16 protein-coding genes are annotated in these 16386 nt (G+C 70.0%); 9 read left to right on the top strand and 7 right to left on the bottom strand.

Annotated features, from left to right (window positions below; all coding sequences use genetic code 11):
• The 4 genes from tilS to folE form a co-directional block, all read left to right on the top strand.
• Positions 1–739 (top strand): tRNA lysidine(34) synthetase TilS (gene tilS, locus ABZS97_RS38745; RefSeq protein WP_356146276.1); only part of this gene is annotated, 739 nt, incomplete at its 5' end.
• A 53-nt stretch (positions 740–792) separates the two neighbouring features.
• Positions 793–1353, top strand: coding sequence for a hypoxanthine phosphoribosyltransferase (gene hpt / locus ABZS97_RS38740; protein WP_356146282.1), 561 nt, complete (start codon positions 793–795; stop codon positions 1351–1353).
• Positions 1354–1540: 187 nt separating this feature from the next.
• Positions 1541–3568 (top strand): ATP-dependent zinc metalloprotease FtsH, encoded by a 2028-nt coding sequence (gene ftsH, locus ABZS97_RS38735; protein ID WP_356146270.1) that lies wholly within the window; start codon positions 1541–1543, stop codon positions 3566–3568.
• A 142-nt stretch (positions 3569–3710) separates the two neighbouring features.
• Positions 3711–4316 carry a GTP cyclohydrolase I FolE gene (gene folE / locus ABZS97_RS38730; RefSeq protein WP_356146267.1) on the top strand — a complete coding sequence of 202 codons (606 nt, stop codon included), beginning with the start codon at positions 3711–3713 and terminating at the stop codon, positions 4314–4316.
• Positions 4317–4530: 214 nt separating this feature from the next.
• Here folE and ABZS97_RS38725 read toward each other — a convergent pair whose 3' ends face one another.
• The 6 genes from ABZS97_RS38725 to ABZS97_RS38700 all read right to left on the bottom strand — a co-directional run bounded on the left by ABZS97_RS38725 (position 4531) and on the right by ABZS97_RS38700 (position 9595).
• Entirely contained in the window at positions 4531–5022 is a 492-nt protein-coding gene (locus ABZS97_RS38725) for a DUF3180 domain-containing protein (protein WP_356146264.1), read from the bottom strand.
• A 97-nt stretch (positions 5023–5119) separates the two neighbouring features.
• Entirely contained in the window at positions 5120–5731 is a 612-nt protein-coding gene (gene folK / locus ABZS97_RS38720) for a 2-amino-4-hydroxy-6-hydroxymethyldihydropteridine diphosphokinase (RefSeq protein ID WP_356146261.1), read from the bottom strand.
• On the bottom strand, positions 5728–6087 hold the full coding sequence (gene folB, locus ABZS97_RS38715) for a dihydroneopterin aldolase (protein WP_356146258.1): 360 nt from the start codon (positions 6085–6087) through the stop codon (positions 5728–5730). The genes folK and folB overlap by 4 nt, the downstream gene beginning before the upstream one ends.
• Positions 6088–6336: 249 nt before the next feature.
• Positions 6337–6840: a nuclear transport factor 2 family protein gene (locus tag ABZS97_RS38710; protein WP_356146255.1), complete on the bottom strand. Its 504-nt coding sequence runs from the start codon at positions 6838–6840 to the stop codon at positions 6337–6339.
• The gene (gene folP / locus ABZS97_RS38705) at positions 6837–7697 is read right to left on the bottom strand and encodes a dihydropteroate synthase (protein ID WP_356146252.1); all 861 of its coding nucleotides are present in this window, start codon (positions 7695–7697) and stop codon (positions 6837–6839) included. The genes ABZS97_RS38710 and folP overlap by 4 nt, the downstream gene beginning before the upstream one ends.
• 89 nt (positions 7698–7786) lie before the next feature.
• The gene (locus tag ABZS97_RS38700; protein WP_356146249.1) at positions 7787–9595 is read right to left on the bottom strand and encodes a phosphatidylglycerol lysyltransferase domain-containing protein; all 1809 of its coding nucleotides are present in this window, start codon (positions 9593–9595) and stop codon (positions 7787–7789) included.
• A 249-nt stretch (positions 9596–9844) separates the two neighbouring features.
• Between ABZS97_RS38700 and ABZS97_RS38695 the strand changes: the two genes are divergently transcribed.
• Positions 9845–10972 (top strand): alpha/beta hydrolase-fold protein, encoded by a 1128-nt coding sequence (locus tag ABZS97_RS38695; RefSeq protein ID WP_356146246.1) that lies wholly within the window; start codon positions 9845–9847, stop codon positions 10970–10972.
• A gap of 12 nt (positions 10973–10984) precedes the next feature.
• Here ABZS97_RS38695 and ABZS97_RS38690 read toward each other — a convergent pair whose 3' ends face one another.
• Positions 10985–12127, bottom strand: a complete 1143-nt coding sequence (locus ABZS97_RS38690) for a betaine/proline/choline family ABC transporter ATP-binding protein (RefSeq protein WP_356146243.1) — start codon at positions 12125–12127, stop codon at positions 10985–10987.
• A 188-nt stretch (positions 12128–12315) separates the two neighbouring features.
• Between ABZS97_RS38690 and ABZS97_RS38685 the strand changes: the two genes are divergently transcribed.
• From ABZS97_RS38685 to ABZS97_RS38670, 4 genes are all read left to right on the top strand, one after another.
• A complete protein-coding gene (locus tag ABZS97_RS38685; RefSeq protein ID WP_356146240.1) occupies positions 12316–13038 on the top strand; it encodes an ABC transporter permease in 723 nt (240 codons plus the stop codon).
• Positions 13035–13709, top strand: coding sequence for an ABC transporter permease (locus ABZS97_RS38680; RefSeq protein ID WP_356146237.1), 675 nt, complete (start codon positions 13035–13037; stop codon positions 13707–13709). Before ABZS97_RS38685 ends, ABZS97_RS38680 begins: the two co-directional genes overlap by 4 nt.
• Before the next feature lie 32 nt (positions 13710–13741).
• Positions 13742–14704: an ABC transporter substrate-binding protein gene (locus ABZS97_RS38675; RefSeq protein WP_356146279.1), complete on the top strand. Its 963-nt coding sequence runs from the start codon at positions 13742–13744 to the stop codon at positions 14702–14704.
• A 104-nt stretch (positions 14705–14808) separates the two neighbouring features.
• Entirely contained in the window at positions 14809–16299 is a 1491-nt protein-coding gene (locus ABZS97_RS38670) for a hypothetical protein (RefSeq protein WP_356146234.1), read from the top strand.
• The last annotated feature ends 87 nt before the right edge of the window (positions 16300–16386 follow it).

Below are 16386 nucleotides of genomic sequence, written 5' to 3'. Positions count from 1 at the left end.
CACCCCGGTCGAGTCCCTCGCCGTCACCGTCGGCCGCGACGGCGGACCCGAAGCCGCCGCCCGCGACGCCCGCTACGCCGCCCTGGACGCCGCCGCCGAACGCCACGACGCCGCCGCGATCCTCCTCGGCCACACCCGCGACGACCAAGCGGAAACCGTCCTGCTCGGCCTCGCCCGCGGCTCCGGCATCCGCTCCCTGTCCGGCATGGCCGCCGTCTCCGGCGGACCCGGCGCCGCCCGCCGCTACCGCCGTCCCTTCCTGCACCTCGACCGGCAGACCGCCCGCAAGGCCTGCATGGTCCAGTCGCTGCCCGTCTGGGACGACCCGCACAACGCCGACCCGGCCTACACCCGCTCCCGGCTGCGCCACGAGGGCCTGCCCGCCCTGGAGAAGGCGCTCGGCAAAGGAGTCGTCGAGGCGCTCGCCCGAACGGCCCAGCTCTCCCGCGACGACGCCGACGCCCTCGACGCCTGGGCCAGCCAGGCCGAAGCCTCCGTACGCGACGCGGCGGGCCTCCTGGAGTGCGCCAAGCTCTACGCCCTGCCGCCCGCCGTACGCCGCCGCATCCTGCGCCGCGCCGCCATCGAGGCGGGCGCCCCGGCCGGTTCGCTGTTCGCCCGTCACATCGAGGAAGTCGACCGGCTGATCACCGGCTGGCGCGGCCAGGGAGCCATCAATCTCCCGGGCAAAGTCGTCGCTCAGCGCCAGGGTGGCAGACTGGTGATTCGGCAAGGCTGAAACCTGCCCCCTTCGGGAGGGTCTGGTCAGCCGCGGTGGGACGACCGAAAGTGATGCGGGTGGACGCGAAAGACATGGGCACCGACCTCAAGTCGGTGCTCATCACCAAGGAAGAGATCGACGCGAAGCTCACCGAGCTCGCCGCGAAGATCGACGCGGAGTACGCGGGCAAGGACCTGCTGATCGTCGGAGTCCTCAAGGGCGCCGTGATGGTCATGGCGGACCTGGCGCGCGCGCTGTCCACCCCGGTCACCATGGACTGGATGGCCGTGTCCTCGTACGGCGCGGGCACCCAGTCCTCCGGTGTGGTGCGGATCCTCAAGGACCTCGACACCGACATCAAGGGCAAGCACGTCCTCATCGTCGAGGACATCATCGACTCGGGGCTCACACTGTCCTGGCTGCTGTCCAACCTCGGCTCCCGCGAGCCCGAGTCGCTCAAGGTGTGCACGCTGCTGCGCAAGCCGGAGGCCGCCAAGGTCGCGATCGACGTCGAGTGGGTCGGCTTCGACATCCCGAACGAGTTCGTGATCGGCTACGGCCTCGACTACGCCGAGAAGTACCGCAACCTCCCGTTCGTCGGTACGCTCGCGCCTCACGTCTACGGCGGCTAGCCCGATCCTGTAAGACGTCCGGGAACCCCAGCGGGTTTCGCGCCGTTGGAGCATGCGTGGGCGGGATTGCCAGTCGTCCCCTGCGGCTTCGGGTGACAATGCTGGGGTACCGTCCGAAGAACAGTCTTTATAAGTCTTTATCAAACTCACTATGGCAGGAGGGACGGGGCGACACCGCTCCGTATGGATGGACGTGAAGCGATACTTCCGTGGGCCGGTCATGTGGATCGTGCTGGCCGTCCTTGCCGTGGTCGTGTTGATGCAGGTCGTCGGCTCGTCCGGCGGCTACAAGACAGTGGACACCGGCCAGGTCGTCCAGGCGATCAATGAGAACAAGGTCAAAGAGGCCAAGCTCACCACCGGCGACGAGCAGACCATCAAGGTCCAGCTCAAGGATGGCGAGAAGGTAGACGGCAGCTCGAAGATCCAGGCGAGCTACATCGGCGACCAGGGTGTGACCCTTGCGGGCACCCTCCAGGACAAGTTCCAGAACAAGCAGATCCCGGACGGGTACACCGTCTCGCCGACGAAGCAGAACGCCTTCGTCGGGATCCTGCTCTCCCTGCTCCCCTTCGTCCTCATCGTGGTTGTCTTCCTGTTCCTGATGAACCAGATGCAGGGCGGCGGCTCCCGGGTCATGAACTTCGGGAAGTCCAAGGCGAAGCTCATCACCAAGGACACCCCGAAGACGACGTTCGCGGACGTCGCGGGCTCGGACGAGGCGGTCGAGGAGCTCCAGGAGATCAAGGAGTTCCTCCAGGAACCGGCGAAGTTCCAGGCCGTCGGGGCGAAGATCCCCAAGGGCGTGCTCCTGTACGGGCCGCCCGGAACCGGTAAGACGCTGCTCGCGCGCGCTGTCGCGGGTGAGGCCGGCGTCCCCTTCTACTCGATCTCCGGCTCCGACTTCGTCGAGATGTTCGTCGGTGTGGGTGCCTCCCGCGTCCGCGACCTCTTCGAGCAGGCCAAGGCGAACGCCCCGGCGATCGTCTTCGTCGACGAGATCGACGCGGTCGGCCGTCACCGCGGCGCCGGCCTCGGCGGCGGTCACGACGAGCGCGAGCAGACGCTCAACCAGCTGCTCGTCGAGATGGACGGCTTCGACGTGAAGGGCGGCGTCATCCTGATCGCCGCCACGAACCGGCCCGACATCCTCGACCCGGCCCTGCTGCGCCCCGGCCGCTTCGACCGCCAGATCGCGGTCGACCGCCCGGACATGCTGGGCCGTCTGGAGATCCTCAAGGTTCACCAGAAGGGCAAGCCGGTCGCACCGGACGTCGACCTGTCGGCGGTGGCGCGGCGTACGCCGGGCTTCACCGGCGCGGACCTGTCGAACGTGCTGAACGAAGCGGCGCTCCTCACCGCGCGCAGCAACGGCAAGCTGATCGACAACTCCATGCTGGACGAGGCGATCGACCGTGTGGTCGCGGGCCCGCAGAAGCGGACCCGGATCATGTCGGACAAGGAGAAGAAGATCACCGCGTACCACGAGGGCGGACACGCCCTGGTCGCGGCTGCTTCCCCGAACTCCGACCCGGTCCACAAGATCACGATCCTGTCTCGCGGCCGTGCCCTCGGTTACACGATGGTCCTGCCGGACGAGGACAAGTACTCCACGACGCGCAACGAGATGCTGGACCAGCTGGCGTACATGCTGGGCGGCCGCGCGGCCGAGGAGCTCGTGTTCCACGACCCGACGACAGGCGCTGCGAACGACATCGAGAAGGCCACCGCAACGGCCCGCGCGATGGTCACGCAGTACGGCATGACCGAGCGCCTCGGCGCGATCAAGTTCGGCGGCGACAACACCGAGCCGTTCCTCGGCCGGGAGATGTCGCACCCGCGTGACTACTCGGAAGAGGTCGCCGCGCTCGTCGACGAAGAGGTCAAGAAGCTCATCGAGAACGCGCACAACGAGGCCTGGGAAATCCTGGTCGAGAACCGTGACGTCCTCGACGCGCTGGTGCTCCAGCTGCTGGAGAAGGAGACGCTGAGCAAGGAGCAGATCGCCGAGGTCTTCGCTCCCATCGTCAAGCGCCCGGCCCGCCCCGCGTGGACCGGCTCCTCCCGGCGTACGCCGTCCACCCGCCCGCCGGTGCTCTCCCCCAAGGAGCTGTCACTGACGAACGGGGCGAACGGTTCGACGCCGGCCATCGCGCAGGCCACCGAGTCCGTCCCGGCGACGGAGCCGGCCTCGGAGGACCGCCCGGAGAGCTGACCCACCGCTCTCCGACGGCCTCACCAGGCCCGGAATGGATGCCGCGCCCCTCAGGTTCTAGCCTGGGGGGCGCGGCATTTTCGTATGCCCATAAGCGAGACGCGTGATCCATGCACGCGAGAGGCACAGGAACGAGGACCAGATGACCGACCCCGTGACGCTGGACGGCGAGGGCTCTATCGGCGAGTTCGACGAGAAGCGCGCCGAGAACGCCGTACGCGAACTGCTCATCGCGGTCGGCGAGGACCCGGACCGCGAGGGCCTCCGGGAGACCCCGGGCCGGGTGGCCCGGGCGTACAAGGAGATATTCGCGGGCCTGTGGCAACAGCCCGAGGACGTCCTCACGACGACGTTCGACCTGGGACACGACGAAATGGTCCTGGTGAAGGACATCGAAGTCCTGAGCTCCTGCGAACATCACTTGGTGCCATTTGTCGGTGTTGCCCATGTTGGGTACATCCCGTCCTCCGATGGCAAGATCACTGGCCTCTCGAAGCTCGCTCGGCTCGTGGATGTCTTCGCTCGCCGCCCTCAGGTGCAGGAGCGGCTGACGACTCAGATCGCCGACTCGCTGATGGAAATACTGGAGCCCCGCGGCGTGATTGTCGTCGTCCAGTGCGAGCACATGTGCATGTCCATGCGGGGTGTGCGCAAGCCCGGCGCCAAGACCATCACCTCGGCGGTACGCGGTCAGCTGCGTGACCCGGCCACCCGTAATGAGGCAATGAGTCTGATCATGGCGCGCTAGGGGGTGTTTTGAAAGTCCTGTGCGGTGCCCGCGGTGTTCGGTGCGTGCCCTCGGCGTGACGGACGAAGGCTCTCGTACTGGACGTACTTGGGGCTTCGACCGGTGCGGCGAGGGTGCGTGCCGGGCGCCGTGGGTGCTGTGCGGGACTTTCAAAACACCCCCAGACCGCCGACCGATTGCCGCTGACCGATGGGCCGCGCCCAGGAGCGCCGCCTCAGGCAGCCGGAGCCGCCCCCGTGCCGTCGTTCGTGTCGTCGTTGTCCGGGAGTTTGCAGACGCGCTCCAGGAAGAAGGCGGCCGCTATGACGGCGATGCCTGCGACGACGGAGAAGCCGGCGTAGATGGCCTGGTCGCGGCGGGCGGGGATGTCGAGGGACTCCAGCAGGAAGGCGCCCGTGCCGCCGTACATGCCGGAGACCAGGGCGGCGACGAGGGCGCTGGCCTGGCCGAAGACGACCGCGCGGGCGGCCATCAGGGGGTCGACGCCCTTGGCGCCGGCGCGGCGCTCGCGCTGGGCCTTGAGGCGGGCGCGCAGTGAGAGCGCGGTGGCCAGCAGCACCACGGCGATCAGGGCCAGGACAATGGGCGCGGCCAGCGGGACCCGGGGGAGCGTGCCCACCGCGCTCCACAGCCGGGCGCCCGCCCAGGACAGCACGCCGGCCACGACGAACACGGCGGCCAGCGTCCTGATGCGCAGCTCTTTCACTTTGCCCCTTCGATAGCCCGCCGCAAGGCGGTCGCCCGGCCCGGCGGTCGTTGTCCGGCCTCTGGCGTCCGGCCTCTGGTCGTCTTGACCTTAACGACTATTCGGGGAGCCGGAGTTCCAGGTCGGCGCGGGGCGCGACGCCTTCCTGGGTGACGGTGGCGAGGAGCTGGGCGACGGACCCGCGGCCGGGGAGCTGGGCCTCCGGATCCACGTCGTGCCAGGGGGCCAGCACGAAGGCCCGCTCGTGGGCGCGCGGGTGGGGGAGCGTCAGCACCGGGTCGTCGGAGACGACGTCGGCGTAGGCAACGATGTCTACGTCGATGGTGCGCGGGCCCCAGCGCTCGTCGCGTACCCGGTTGAAGGCCTCCTCGACCGCGTGCGCCCGCTCCAGCAGGGAGGAGGGCGGGAGGGTGGTCTTGAGGACCACGACCGCGTTGAAGTACGTGGGCTGGCTGCCGGGTTCGACGCCCCACGGCTCCGTCTCGTAGACGGGGGAGACCGCCTTGATGCGGACGCCCGGGGTGTCCTCCAGGGCGTCGATGGCGCCCTGGAGCGTCTCCAGGCGGTTGCCCAGGTTCGAGCCGAGGGAGAGCACCGCGCGTTTGGGGTTGTGCAGGGTCGTGTCGGCGGCGTCCACGCGCTCCACCACGGAGGCGGGCACCGGCTGGACTGTCGGATCGCTCTGACCTTCGGTGAAGGACGTCGTCATACTCGGCTCCGGGTGATGGTGACGGTCACGTCGTCGAAGGGGACCGTGATCGGCGCGTCCGGCTTGTGGACGCAGACCTCGACCTCCTGGACCCCGTCGTGCTTCAGACACGCCTGGGCGATGCGCTCGGCGAGCGTCTCGATGAGGTCGACGGGCTCGCCCTCGACCACGGCCACGACCTCCTCGGCCACGATGCCGTAGTGCACGGTCTTCGCCAGGTCGTCGTCGGCCGCGGCCGGCCGGGTGTCCAGACCCAGCGTCAGGTCCACGATGAAGGTCTGGCCCTCTTCGCGTTCCTTGGGGAAGACACCGTGGTGCCCGCGGGCCTTGAGGCCGCGCAGCGCGACACGATCCACGCGAATCACTCCTGCAATCGTCGGTAGCGGCGGGTCCCTGCCGAGTGCGGTCGGCGCACCAGCCTCGGACGAATCTACCTGCGGGCACTGACAGCGCCCGTCCACGGGGGCTCGTGCCCCCGCGGAGACCAGGAGGGTTCATGGGGTGTTTCCCCTGGGGAACACGGCGGCTCACGGGCTGGTAGCCGCCCCTACCCAGGGTGCGTGATTCCAACCACTTCTTGGTGCGTCCGCAGGACGCCCACCCACTCAGGAGGGCGTGTCGTCGCCTTCCTCGTCACCGGATTCGGCCAGTACGGGAGAGGCGTGGTGGGACCAGAGTTTCCAGCCGTCCGGCGTGCGCCGGAACACGTTCGTCGCGACGACGAGCTGGCCGACGAGGGGGCCCAGCTCATCGCTGTCGTCGGGGGCCGGGCCGCCGCTGAGGATGTTCTCGGTGCATGTCACCAGGGCGGTGTCGCCGGTGACCGAGACATGCACATCAGTGAGGAAGAACTGGATGTACTCGGTGTTCGCCATAATAAGCGCGTAGGACCGCAGGACCTCGCCGCGCCCGAAGAGCACCGGCCAGCCGGGGTGGACGCAGGAGACCACGCCGGCGGACGCGGGGTCGTGGAACTCCTCGTCCACACCCAGGTCGGCCGGGGTGAGCCAGAGCGAGGACACCGTTTCGAAGTCGCCCCGCTCCATCGCCTCGTAGAAGGCGGTGTTGGCGAGTTCGACCTCCTCGACGTCGGTGTCGGCGGCGCTCATCGGGCTCCCTCGACGGCCCGGGCGACGCGCACCGCGTCGGCGGTGGCCCGTACCTCGTGCACGCGGACCGCCCAGGCACCCTGGTGGGCGGCGAGCGCGGAGACGGCGGCGGTGGCGGCGTCGCGTTCGCGGGCGGGCGGGGGTGCGCCCTCGGGTCCGGCCAGGACGCGGCCGAGGAACCGCTTGCGGGAGGCGGCGACCAGCAGCGGGTGGCCGAGTGCGTGCAGACGGTCGAGGTGGGCCAGCAGCGAGAGGTCGTGCTCGGCCTCCTTGGAGAAGCCGAGGCCGGGGTCGACGACGATCCGGTCGGCGGCGATGCCGCCCGCGAGAACGGCCTGCACGCGCGCGTACAGCTCGTTGACGACTTCGGAGACGACGTCCTCGTAGGACCCCTTCACGTTGCCGCCCTCCAGGAAGCCGCGCCAGTGCATGACGACGAAGGGGGCGCCCGCGGCGGCGACGGCCGGGATCATCGCGGGGTCGGCGAGACCACCGCTGACGTCGTTGACGAGGGCGGCGCCCGCGGCGAGCGCCTGTTGGGCGACGGAGGCGCGCACGGTGTCCACGGAGACCGTGACGCCCTCGGCGGCGAGGCCCCGTACGACGGGCAGGACGCGCTTGAGTTCCTCGGCCTCGTCGACGCGGGTGGCGCCGGGGCGGGTCGACTCGCCGCCCACGTCGACGAGGTCCGCGCCCTCCTCGACCAGGGCGAGACCGTGCTTGACGGCGGCCGTCGTGTCGAACCAGCGGCCGCCGTCGGAGAAGGAATCGGGCGTCACGTTGACTACCCCCATGACCGCGCAGCGGTCCCACGCCGGCAGTCCCACCACATGGCCGCGCCCGCTCTTCTTGCTCATGTGTCCAGCCTAGGCCTCCCGAAGAGGGCCGTTCGGCCCCGGTGGGGGTGGGCTCCCGCACCCCCACCGGTCATTGCCGCTGCTCGGGGCTATGCGACGTGGACCCCGTGTTCCGCGACCGTGCGGTGCGCGCACACCGGTGCGGCCACCGCCCGGCGGCGGAGCAGACGCGGCAGGGCGAGGTTCACGAAGCCCTCGGCCTGCATGGCGGCGAGGCCGATGCGGGGGAGGTCCCGTGAGGAGCGGTAGACGACGAAGCGGGGCTCCCAGCGGGGCCGGAACTTCGCGTTGAACTTGTACAGCGACTCGATCTGGAACCAGCGGGACAGGAAGACCAACAGGCCTCGCCAGGCGCGCAGCACCGGGCCGGCGCCGATCTTCTCGCCGCGGGCGAGCGCGGCGCGGAACATCGCGAAGTTGAGGGACACGCGCGTGATGCCGAGGCGCGGGGCCGCCTCCAGTGCCGCGACGATGAGCAGTTCGTTCATGCCGGGGTCGGCCGAGCGGTCGCGGCGCATCAGGTCCAGCGACACGCCGTCGGTGCCCCAGGGGACGAAGTGCAGAACGGCCTTGAGGTCGCCGTACGCACCGGGGTGGTCGTCGGTCTTGTGAGCGGTGGCGATCAGGCAGTCCCCGTCGTCGGGATCGCCGATGCGGCCGAGTGCCATGGAGAAGCCGCGCTCGGTGTCGGTGCCGCGCCAGTCCTCCGCCGCACGCCGTATCCGGTCCAGCTCGCCCTCGCCGAGGTCACGGATGCGCCGTACCCGGGTCTCGTAACCAGCCCTCTCGATGCGCTTGACCATCTGACGCACGTTGCGCATCGCGCGCCCGGCCAGGGAGAAATCCGCGACGTCCACCACCGCCTCGTCACCCAGTTCGAGGGCGTCGAGGCCGGTCTCGCGGGTCCACACCTCGCCGCCCGTCTCCGAACAGCCCATGACGGCGGGGGTCCAGGAGTGGGCCTTGGCCTCGTCCATGAAGCGTTCGATGGCGCCGGGCCAGGCCTCGACGTCGCCGATGGGGTCGCCGCTGGCGAGCATCACGCCGGACACGACGCGGTAGGTGACGGCCGCCTTGCCGCTGGGCGAGAAGACGACGGCCTTGTCGCGGCGCAGCGCGAAGTGGCCGAGCGAGTCGCGGCCGCCGTGCTTGTCCAGCAGGATGCGCAGCCGGCTCTCGTCGTCCGAGGTGAGGCGGGCGGCGGGGTGTTCGGGCCGGAAGGCCAGGTAGATCGTGGTGATCGCGGTGAGCAGGCCGAGGGCGCCGAGGGAGAAGCCCACGGTCCAGGAGGTGTCGCCCTGGTAGTCGACCGGTCCCTCGAAGCCGAACAGGCCGTACAGCACGTGCGAGATGCGGTCGGCGAGGCTCGGGTCGCCGACCATGCGGTTGGGGTGGACGCTGACGATGACCAGCCCGAGGGCCAGGGAACCGGCGCCCATGAGGACGAAGTTGGCGAGCGCGCGCCAGCGGCTGCGCGGGTCGGGCAGGGCCGCGAACTCACTCCGGTGGCGCAGCAGCGGCACCAGCAGCGCGACGGAGATGACGAGACCGACGAGCGAGTGGCGGTACGCCAGCTGTGCGACGGCGCCGGCCGGCAGCAGGACGACGGCGGCTCGCCACGCCCGGCGTTTGTGGCGGCGCAGACCGTGGGCGAGCAGCAGCAGAAGCACCCCCGCACTGAGGGACAGCGCCGCCGCGAACGGGCCGAGCGCGCCCGGCAGGACCTCGGCCATGGCGTGCATACGGCTGTGCCGGAAGCGCGGGAAGACCCCGGCTGCGATGTCCAGGAGCCCCACGAGTGTGCAGGCCCTGGCGACCAGGGCGGGGACGGCTTCAGGGCGCGGACCGCGGACTATGCGCCGCGTCCGGCCTGTTCGACCAGGAACCTCGCCCGACATTTCCCCATCTATCCTGACAGACATCGCATCCCGTAGTTCCGCGAGAGACCTTGGACCCGGCGCCAATTCCGGCATCCGGCGACATTGCGCCCTCTAGGACGGTGTCTTGGGGGAAGAGGTTCACTCCCCACCGGAAAGCCGGTTCAAAGGTCAGGGAAAGCCCGGGGCAAGCTCTCGCGAAGATGCGGCGGGCGAGCGGCGGGAAGGACTGGTTCAGAGTCAGACAGAAAGCGCAGGCGGAAACGGACCATGGGTCTCACGAGCAACAAGGTGCTGGTGGTGGCGGTGCTGTGCGCCGTGCTGCTGTTCGTCGGCACGGTGTGGCTGTGGCCGCGGCTGGCACGGCGCAGCTGGCGGGCCGTCACCGGACGGGTCGGCCTGCTGCTGGCCACCCAGCTGGCGATCTTCGTCTCGGTCGGCGTGTCCGCCAACCAGGCGTTCGGGTTCTACGCCAGCTGGGCGGACCTGTTCGGTCAGGAGAACGGCGAGGGCATCGTCATCGACCACAACAACGCCGGCACCGGCGGCCCCCTCCAGGTGGTCGACACGCAGCGGGTGGTGAAGGGGGCGGGCGGATCGCGCCCCCAGATCAGCGGCCAGATCCAGAAGGTGGACATAGTGGGCCGGACGACCCACATCGCCACTCCGGCGTACGTCTATCTGCCGCCGGAGTACTTCCAGCCGCAGTACCGCACGCGCACCTTCCCGGCCGTCACGGTGCTCACCGGATACCCGGGCACCGCCGAGGCGCTCTACAAGAAGCTGCACTACCCGCGGACCGCCCAGGAACTGGCCAAGAACGGCACGGCCCAGCCGATGATCATCGTCATGCTCCGGCCGACCGTGGCGCCGCCGCGGGACACCGAGTGCGTGGACATCCCGGGCGGCCCGCAGTCCGAGTCGTTCTTCGCCAGGGACCTCCCCGACGCCGTGTCGGCCCACTACAGGGTGGGCAAGAAGCCCGGCAGCTGGGGGATCATCGGTGACTCCACGGGCGGCTACTGCGCGCTGAAGCTCGCACTGCACCACCCCGAGGTCTACGCCGCCGGAGCGGGCCTGTCGCCGTACTACAAGGCGCCGATCGACCCCACGACCGGCGATCTGTTCCACGGGAACAAGACGCTGCAGAACGACGCCGACCTGCGCTGGTACCTGGATCACCACCGGGCGCCCGACACCTCGCTGCTGGTGACCAGCAGCAAGATCGGCGAGGCCAACTACAAGGACACGCTCAAGTTCATAGAGCAGGTGAAGGCCAACGGTGTGACAAGGATCTCCTCGATCATCCTCGACAGCGGCGGCCACAACTTCAACACCTGGCGGCGCGAGATCCCGCCGACGCTGCAGTGGATCAGCGGGCGGCTCAGCGACCGCTGACCACCGGGGCGCTCAGCTGACGGTGTCCAGCTCGACGTCCGCGCGCGCGATGTCCCGCGCGTCCGCGGCCGTCGAGCGGCGCAGCGCCTCGTGCAGCCGCGCGGGGGTGAGGACGCCGAGGAAGCGGCCCTCGCTCTCCTCGTCGATCACGGCGATCCAGCCCGCGTCGTGCTGCAGCATCGTCGCGAACGCCTGCTTCAGGGAGGCGCCGACGGGCAGCCAGGCCTCCATGCGGCGCGCCTGCTCGCGGACGGTGCCGCCCCCCGCGCGCGCGTGCTCCTCGGAGATCCAGCCGTGCAGGTCGCCGTTCGCGTCCAGGACGACGGCCCAGCGGGCGTCCAGCTTCCGGGGCAGCGGGTCGTCCAGGCGCACCACGGGCGGCTGTTCGAGGTCGCTCTCCTCGATGGGCGTCACGGACAGCCGCTTCAGGCCCCGGTCCGCGCCCACGAAGTCGGCCACGTAGTCGTTCGCGGGCGTGCCGAGGACGGCCGACGGGGTGTCGAACTGCTCGATGCGGCCCTGCCCGTAGACGGCGATGCGGTCGCCGAGGCGTACGGCCTCCTCGATGTCGTGCGTGACGAACAGGACCGTCTTGTGCACGGCCTGCTGGAGCCGCAGGAACTCGTTCTGCAGGTGCTCGCGCACCACCGGGTCGACCGCGCCGAACGGCTCGTCCATCAGCAGGACGGGCGGGTCGGCGGCGAGCGCACGGGCCACGCCGACGCGCTGACGCTGACCGCCGGAGAGCTGCTCCGGGTAGCGCTCGCCGTACACCGAGGGGTCGAGGCCGACGAGGTCGAGGAGTTCGGCGGCGCGCTCGCGGGCCTTGGCGCGCTTGACGCCGAGGAGGTGCGGGACGGTCGCGGTGTTGTCGAGGACCGTCTTGTGCGGGAAGAGGCCGACCTGCTGGATGACATAGCCGATACGGCGGCGCAGCCGGACCGGGTCGATGGCCGCTATGTCGTCGCCGTCCAGGAATATCCGGCCGCCCGACGGTTCGATGAGCCGGTTCACCATCTTCATCGTGGTGGTCTTGCCGCAGCCCGACGGGCCGACCAGGGTGACCAGTTCGCCCTCGGCGACCTCGAAGGACAGGTCGTCGACGGCGATGGTGCCGTCCGCGTACCGCTTGGTGACGTTCTCGAACCGGATCATGGCTCCCCATTGTGGCGGTCGGCGGCGGGGTTTGTGTGAAGGCAATGTTGCGCCTGTACGGCGGCCCTCGGCGATTGTCAGTGGTGGGGTTTAGGGTCGCCAGCAAGTCAAGAACATGTGCGGGCGTGCGGTCCAGCCACATATGTTCGGGGATTCAGGGAATCGGGGACCCGGGGGAGGTGGGGCGGGTGAGCAAGCAGAACTGCCTGGTGGCCAACGACTGGATCTGCGGGGAGTACGTCCGCTCCCGCAGCCAGGAGCTCATCGACGCGACGGTCCAGCACGTCTGGATCACGGCGGTTTCGGTGGCGATCGGCGTGGCCGTCGCCTTCCCCCTCGCCCTGCTCGCCCGGCGGTATCGCGCCCTGGCGGGCCCGATCCTCGGCCTGACGACCGTCCTCTACTCGGTTCCCTCCCTCGCGATGTTCTCGCTGCTGCTGCCCCTGTTCGGGCTGTCGGCCGCGCTGGTCGTCACCGGTCTCGTGCTGTACTCGCTGACGATCCTCGTGCGCAACATCCTCGCGGGTCTGCAGGCCGTCCCCGAGGAGGCCGTCGAGGCTGCCCGCGGGATGGGGTACGGACCGCTGCGGCTGCTGTGGGAGGTCGAACTGCCGCTGGCGCTGCCCGCGCTGCTCGCCGGTGTCCGCATCGCCACGGTCTCCACGGTCGCCCTGACGACGGTCGGCGCGATCGTGGACTACGGAGGACTGGGGACGCTGATCCTCGACGGCCTGGACAGCGCCTTCAAGGCACAGGTCCTCACCGCCTCCGTGCTGTGCGTGCTGCTCGCCACCGCGGCCGACCTGCTGCTGCTCGGCCTCCAGCGCCTGCTGACGCCCTGGACCCGGGCGGCCCGCGCTCCCCGAATACGCAGACGCGCGGCGTCGGTGAAGGTGGCTGAACCTGTATGAACGCGATATCGGGTGCGTACGACTGGCTGACGACGGATGCCAACTGGCAAGGGGAGAAGGGGGTCTGGCACCGGCTCGCCGAGCACCTCTACTTCAGCGGGGTCACGCTCGCCGTCGCCTGTCTGATCGCGCTGCCGCTCGCGCTGTGGCTCGGGCACATCGGCAAGGGGGGTGCGCTCGCCGTCAACCTCTCCAACGTGGGGCGGGCGGTGCCCACGCTGGCCGTGCTGATCCTGCTCACGCTCACCCCGCTCGGCGAGCACGGGGACCTGCCGACGCTGATCGCGCTGGTGCTGTTCGCGGTGCCGCCGCTGCTGACCAACGCGTACATCGGGATGCGCGAGGTGGACCGGTCGGTGGTGGAGGCCGCGCGGGGGATGGGCATGAGCGGCGGACAGTTGTTCCGCCGCGTCGAACTTCCGCTGGCGTACCCGCTGGTGATGACCGGGCTGCGGTCGGCCGCCGTGCAGGTGGTCGCCACGGCGACGCTCGCCGCGATGGCCGGCGAGGGCGGGCTCGGCCGGATCATCACGGCCGGCTTCAGCCTGCAGAACACACCGCAGGTGGTCGCCGGGGCCCTGCTCGTGGCGGTGCTGGCCCTCCTGGTGGAGGCCGTGCTGATGGTGGCGGGACGGGTCTTCGACCCCATGCGTGGACGTACTACTTCTTGATCTTGCGAGGGATGACGATGAACAGCAGGGCGATGAACAGCAGGACGCGCCGGATGGCGATCGCGATCACGGCCGTGGGCGCGCTCACCGGGGTGCTCGCCGCGTGCGGCGGGGACGACCTGGAGGACAAGGGCTCGGACAAGGCGTCCGGCGGCGGCAAGAAGGGCTCGCTCGTCGTGGGCGCGGCCGGCTTCACCGAGGTGAAGGTCCTCGGCGAGCTCTACAAGCAGGTGCTCGACAACGCCGGTTACAGCGTGACGGTCAAGACGGTCAAGACCCGCGAGCTCTACGAGCCCCAGCTGGAGAAGGGGGCCATCGACATCGTCCCCGAATACGCGGCGACACTCGCGGAATTCCTCAACCTGAAGGAGAACGGCCCGAACGCGAAGCCTGTCGCCTCCGGAGATGTGGACGCGACGGTCACGGCGCTGAAGAAGCTCGCCGAGCCGAAGGGGCTGAAGGTGCTTCCGGCCAGCAAGGCGGTCGACCAGAACGCCTTCGCGGTGAGCTCCGAATTCGCGAAGAAGCACAACCTCAAGACCCTTTCGGATCTCGGCAAGTCGGGTGTCAAGGTCAAGATCGCCGCCGGTGACGAATGCGAGACGCGGCCCTTCTGCGCGCCGGGTCTGAAGAAGACGTACGGCATCGACGTCGCCGGGATCGACCCCAAGGGCGTCGGTACGACACAGGCCAAGCAGGCCGTGAAGAACGGCACGGACCAGCTGGTGCTGACCACGACCACGGACGCGACGCTGAAGAACTTCGACCTCGTTCTCCTGGAGGACGACAAGAAGCTGCAGAACGCGGACAACGTGCTTCCGGTGGTGAACGCGAAGGACGCCGGTTCCCAGGAGATAGCCGACGCGCTCGGCAAGTTGACCGAGACGCTCAGCACGGATGATCTCGTGGAACTCAACCGGAAGGTCGACGCGGAGCGCGCCAAGGAGGCCGACGTGGCCAAGGAGTATCTGGAGTCGAAGGGCCTGATCAAGTAAGTCGGGGTCCTGTAGACGCCTGGGGCGGGGTGAAGGCTTCGGGGTGGCTGTGTTTTTACCGGGTGGGGCACCATCATTCGCCTACGCGCGGTAAGTTTCTGGCCATGCCACGTGGACGTCACCGCCATTCCCCGCCCCTGCACAGGCTGCTGCCTCCCTCGGCGATCGCCGGCGTCTCGCTCGTCTGTGCCGTGGGGCCCTGGCTGTTCACGGAGCCGGTGGTGCTCCGTGTGCTGGCCGCGGGCGCCGCGGCAACGGCCGTTGTGGGCGCCGTCGTACTGCGCCGCTGGGACACCGCGGCGGGCAAGCGTGTCGCGGACCTCACGCGCGCGCGGGCGAGCGACGAGTGGCGGTTCGAGGAGCGCGTCGCCGAACTGGAGACCGACCTCGACGAGTCCCGCGAGCTGCGCACCAAGCTGGAGCAGAAGCTGCGCGCGAAGCGCAAGGAGTTGGCGGGCCTGCGCAACGAACACGCCGCGCTGCTGCGGCGGTACGCGACGGCGGAGACCGAGCGGGCGAGTGTCCTGGAGACGCGCCGCCTGCTCGCGATAGAGGCGTCCGCCCCGGCCAACGCCCTTCCGGCGGGGCTCGAACAGGTCCCCGCCTCCGCGGCGACGCGCGGCGTGCCGGTGCCGGTACCCGCGCCCCGACAGGAGTCCGACCCCGAGCCCGGGTCCGACGCGGAGGCCGAGTCCGAGGCCGGCCCGGCCGCCCCGGCCGGTGAAACCGAGTCCACCGAGCCGGCGGACACGACGACGGGCGCGGACGCGGACGAAGCCACGGACGTTGACGAAACCGCGGACGTGGACGCGACCGTCGAGGAGCCGTCGGCCCCCGAGGTCTTCTCCCCGGCGGGTTCCTCGCTGTTCCTGCGGGCGAACGCGGCGCTGAACCGTTTCGCGAACGGCGCGCCGACGGCAGAAGCCAAGGCCGTCGCTGTCGCCGCGATGCCGACGGACGCCGACGCCACGGCTGAGCCCGTTGCGGGCCCGTCCGAGGACGCCGTGGCGGAGGAGGGGGAGGCGCAGGGGAAGCCCGAGGCGGTCGACGGGCATGAGCGCGCGGCCGCCGAAGACGCCGCGCCCGCAGACGCCCGGACCTCCAAGACCGACAGCGCCCCGGCCGCCGAGCCGGGCAACACGCCGGCCGCCGAGGCGGACAGCACCCCTTCCGCCGAGCCCGACAACGCTCCGGCCGCCGTAGACGCCGCACCCCAGGATGCCCCTGCCGCCGAGGCCCCCGCCGCGAAGCCCTCGCACCCCGCCGAGTCCGTCCGGCCCTCCGGGCACTTCACCGTGCCGACCGCCGTGGCCGTCGTACCGGCGACTCCCGCGCGGCGCCCGTCCGTGGAGGGCGGCTTCGACTTCTTCGGTACGCAGAAGGAGGCGTCCACCCAGGCGCTGGAGGCCGTGCAGAACGAGGACCTCGCGGACGTGGTGGGCCAGGAGGCGCTCGCGCTGCACAAGGCCGAGGCCGAGGCCGTGTTCAAGCCCGCGGGCGAGGAGTCGCGCGGCATCGGCCAGGTCATCGACCTGACCGCGCACGACGAGACCGAGCAGATCAACGTGTCACAGCTGCGGAGCGCGGTTTCCTGAAGGCCTGAACCCCTGCCTCCTGAACCCCTGCCTCCTGAACCCCTGCCTCCTGAACCATGGCGCGGCGCGGGACGACGAACGTCGTCC

The organism is Streptomyces sp. NPDC005485 (assembly GCF_040606085.1).
Taxonomy (GTDB): domain Bacteria; phylum Actinomycetota; class Actinomycetes; order Streptomycetales; family Streptomycetaceae; genus Streptomyces.
This window is presented reverse-complemented; position numbering and strand designations above follow the sequence as displayed.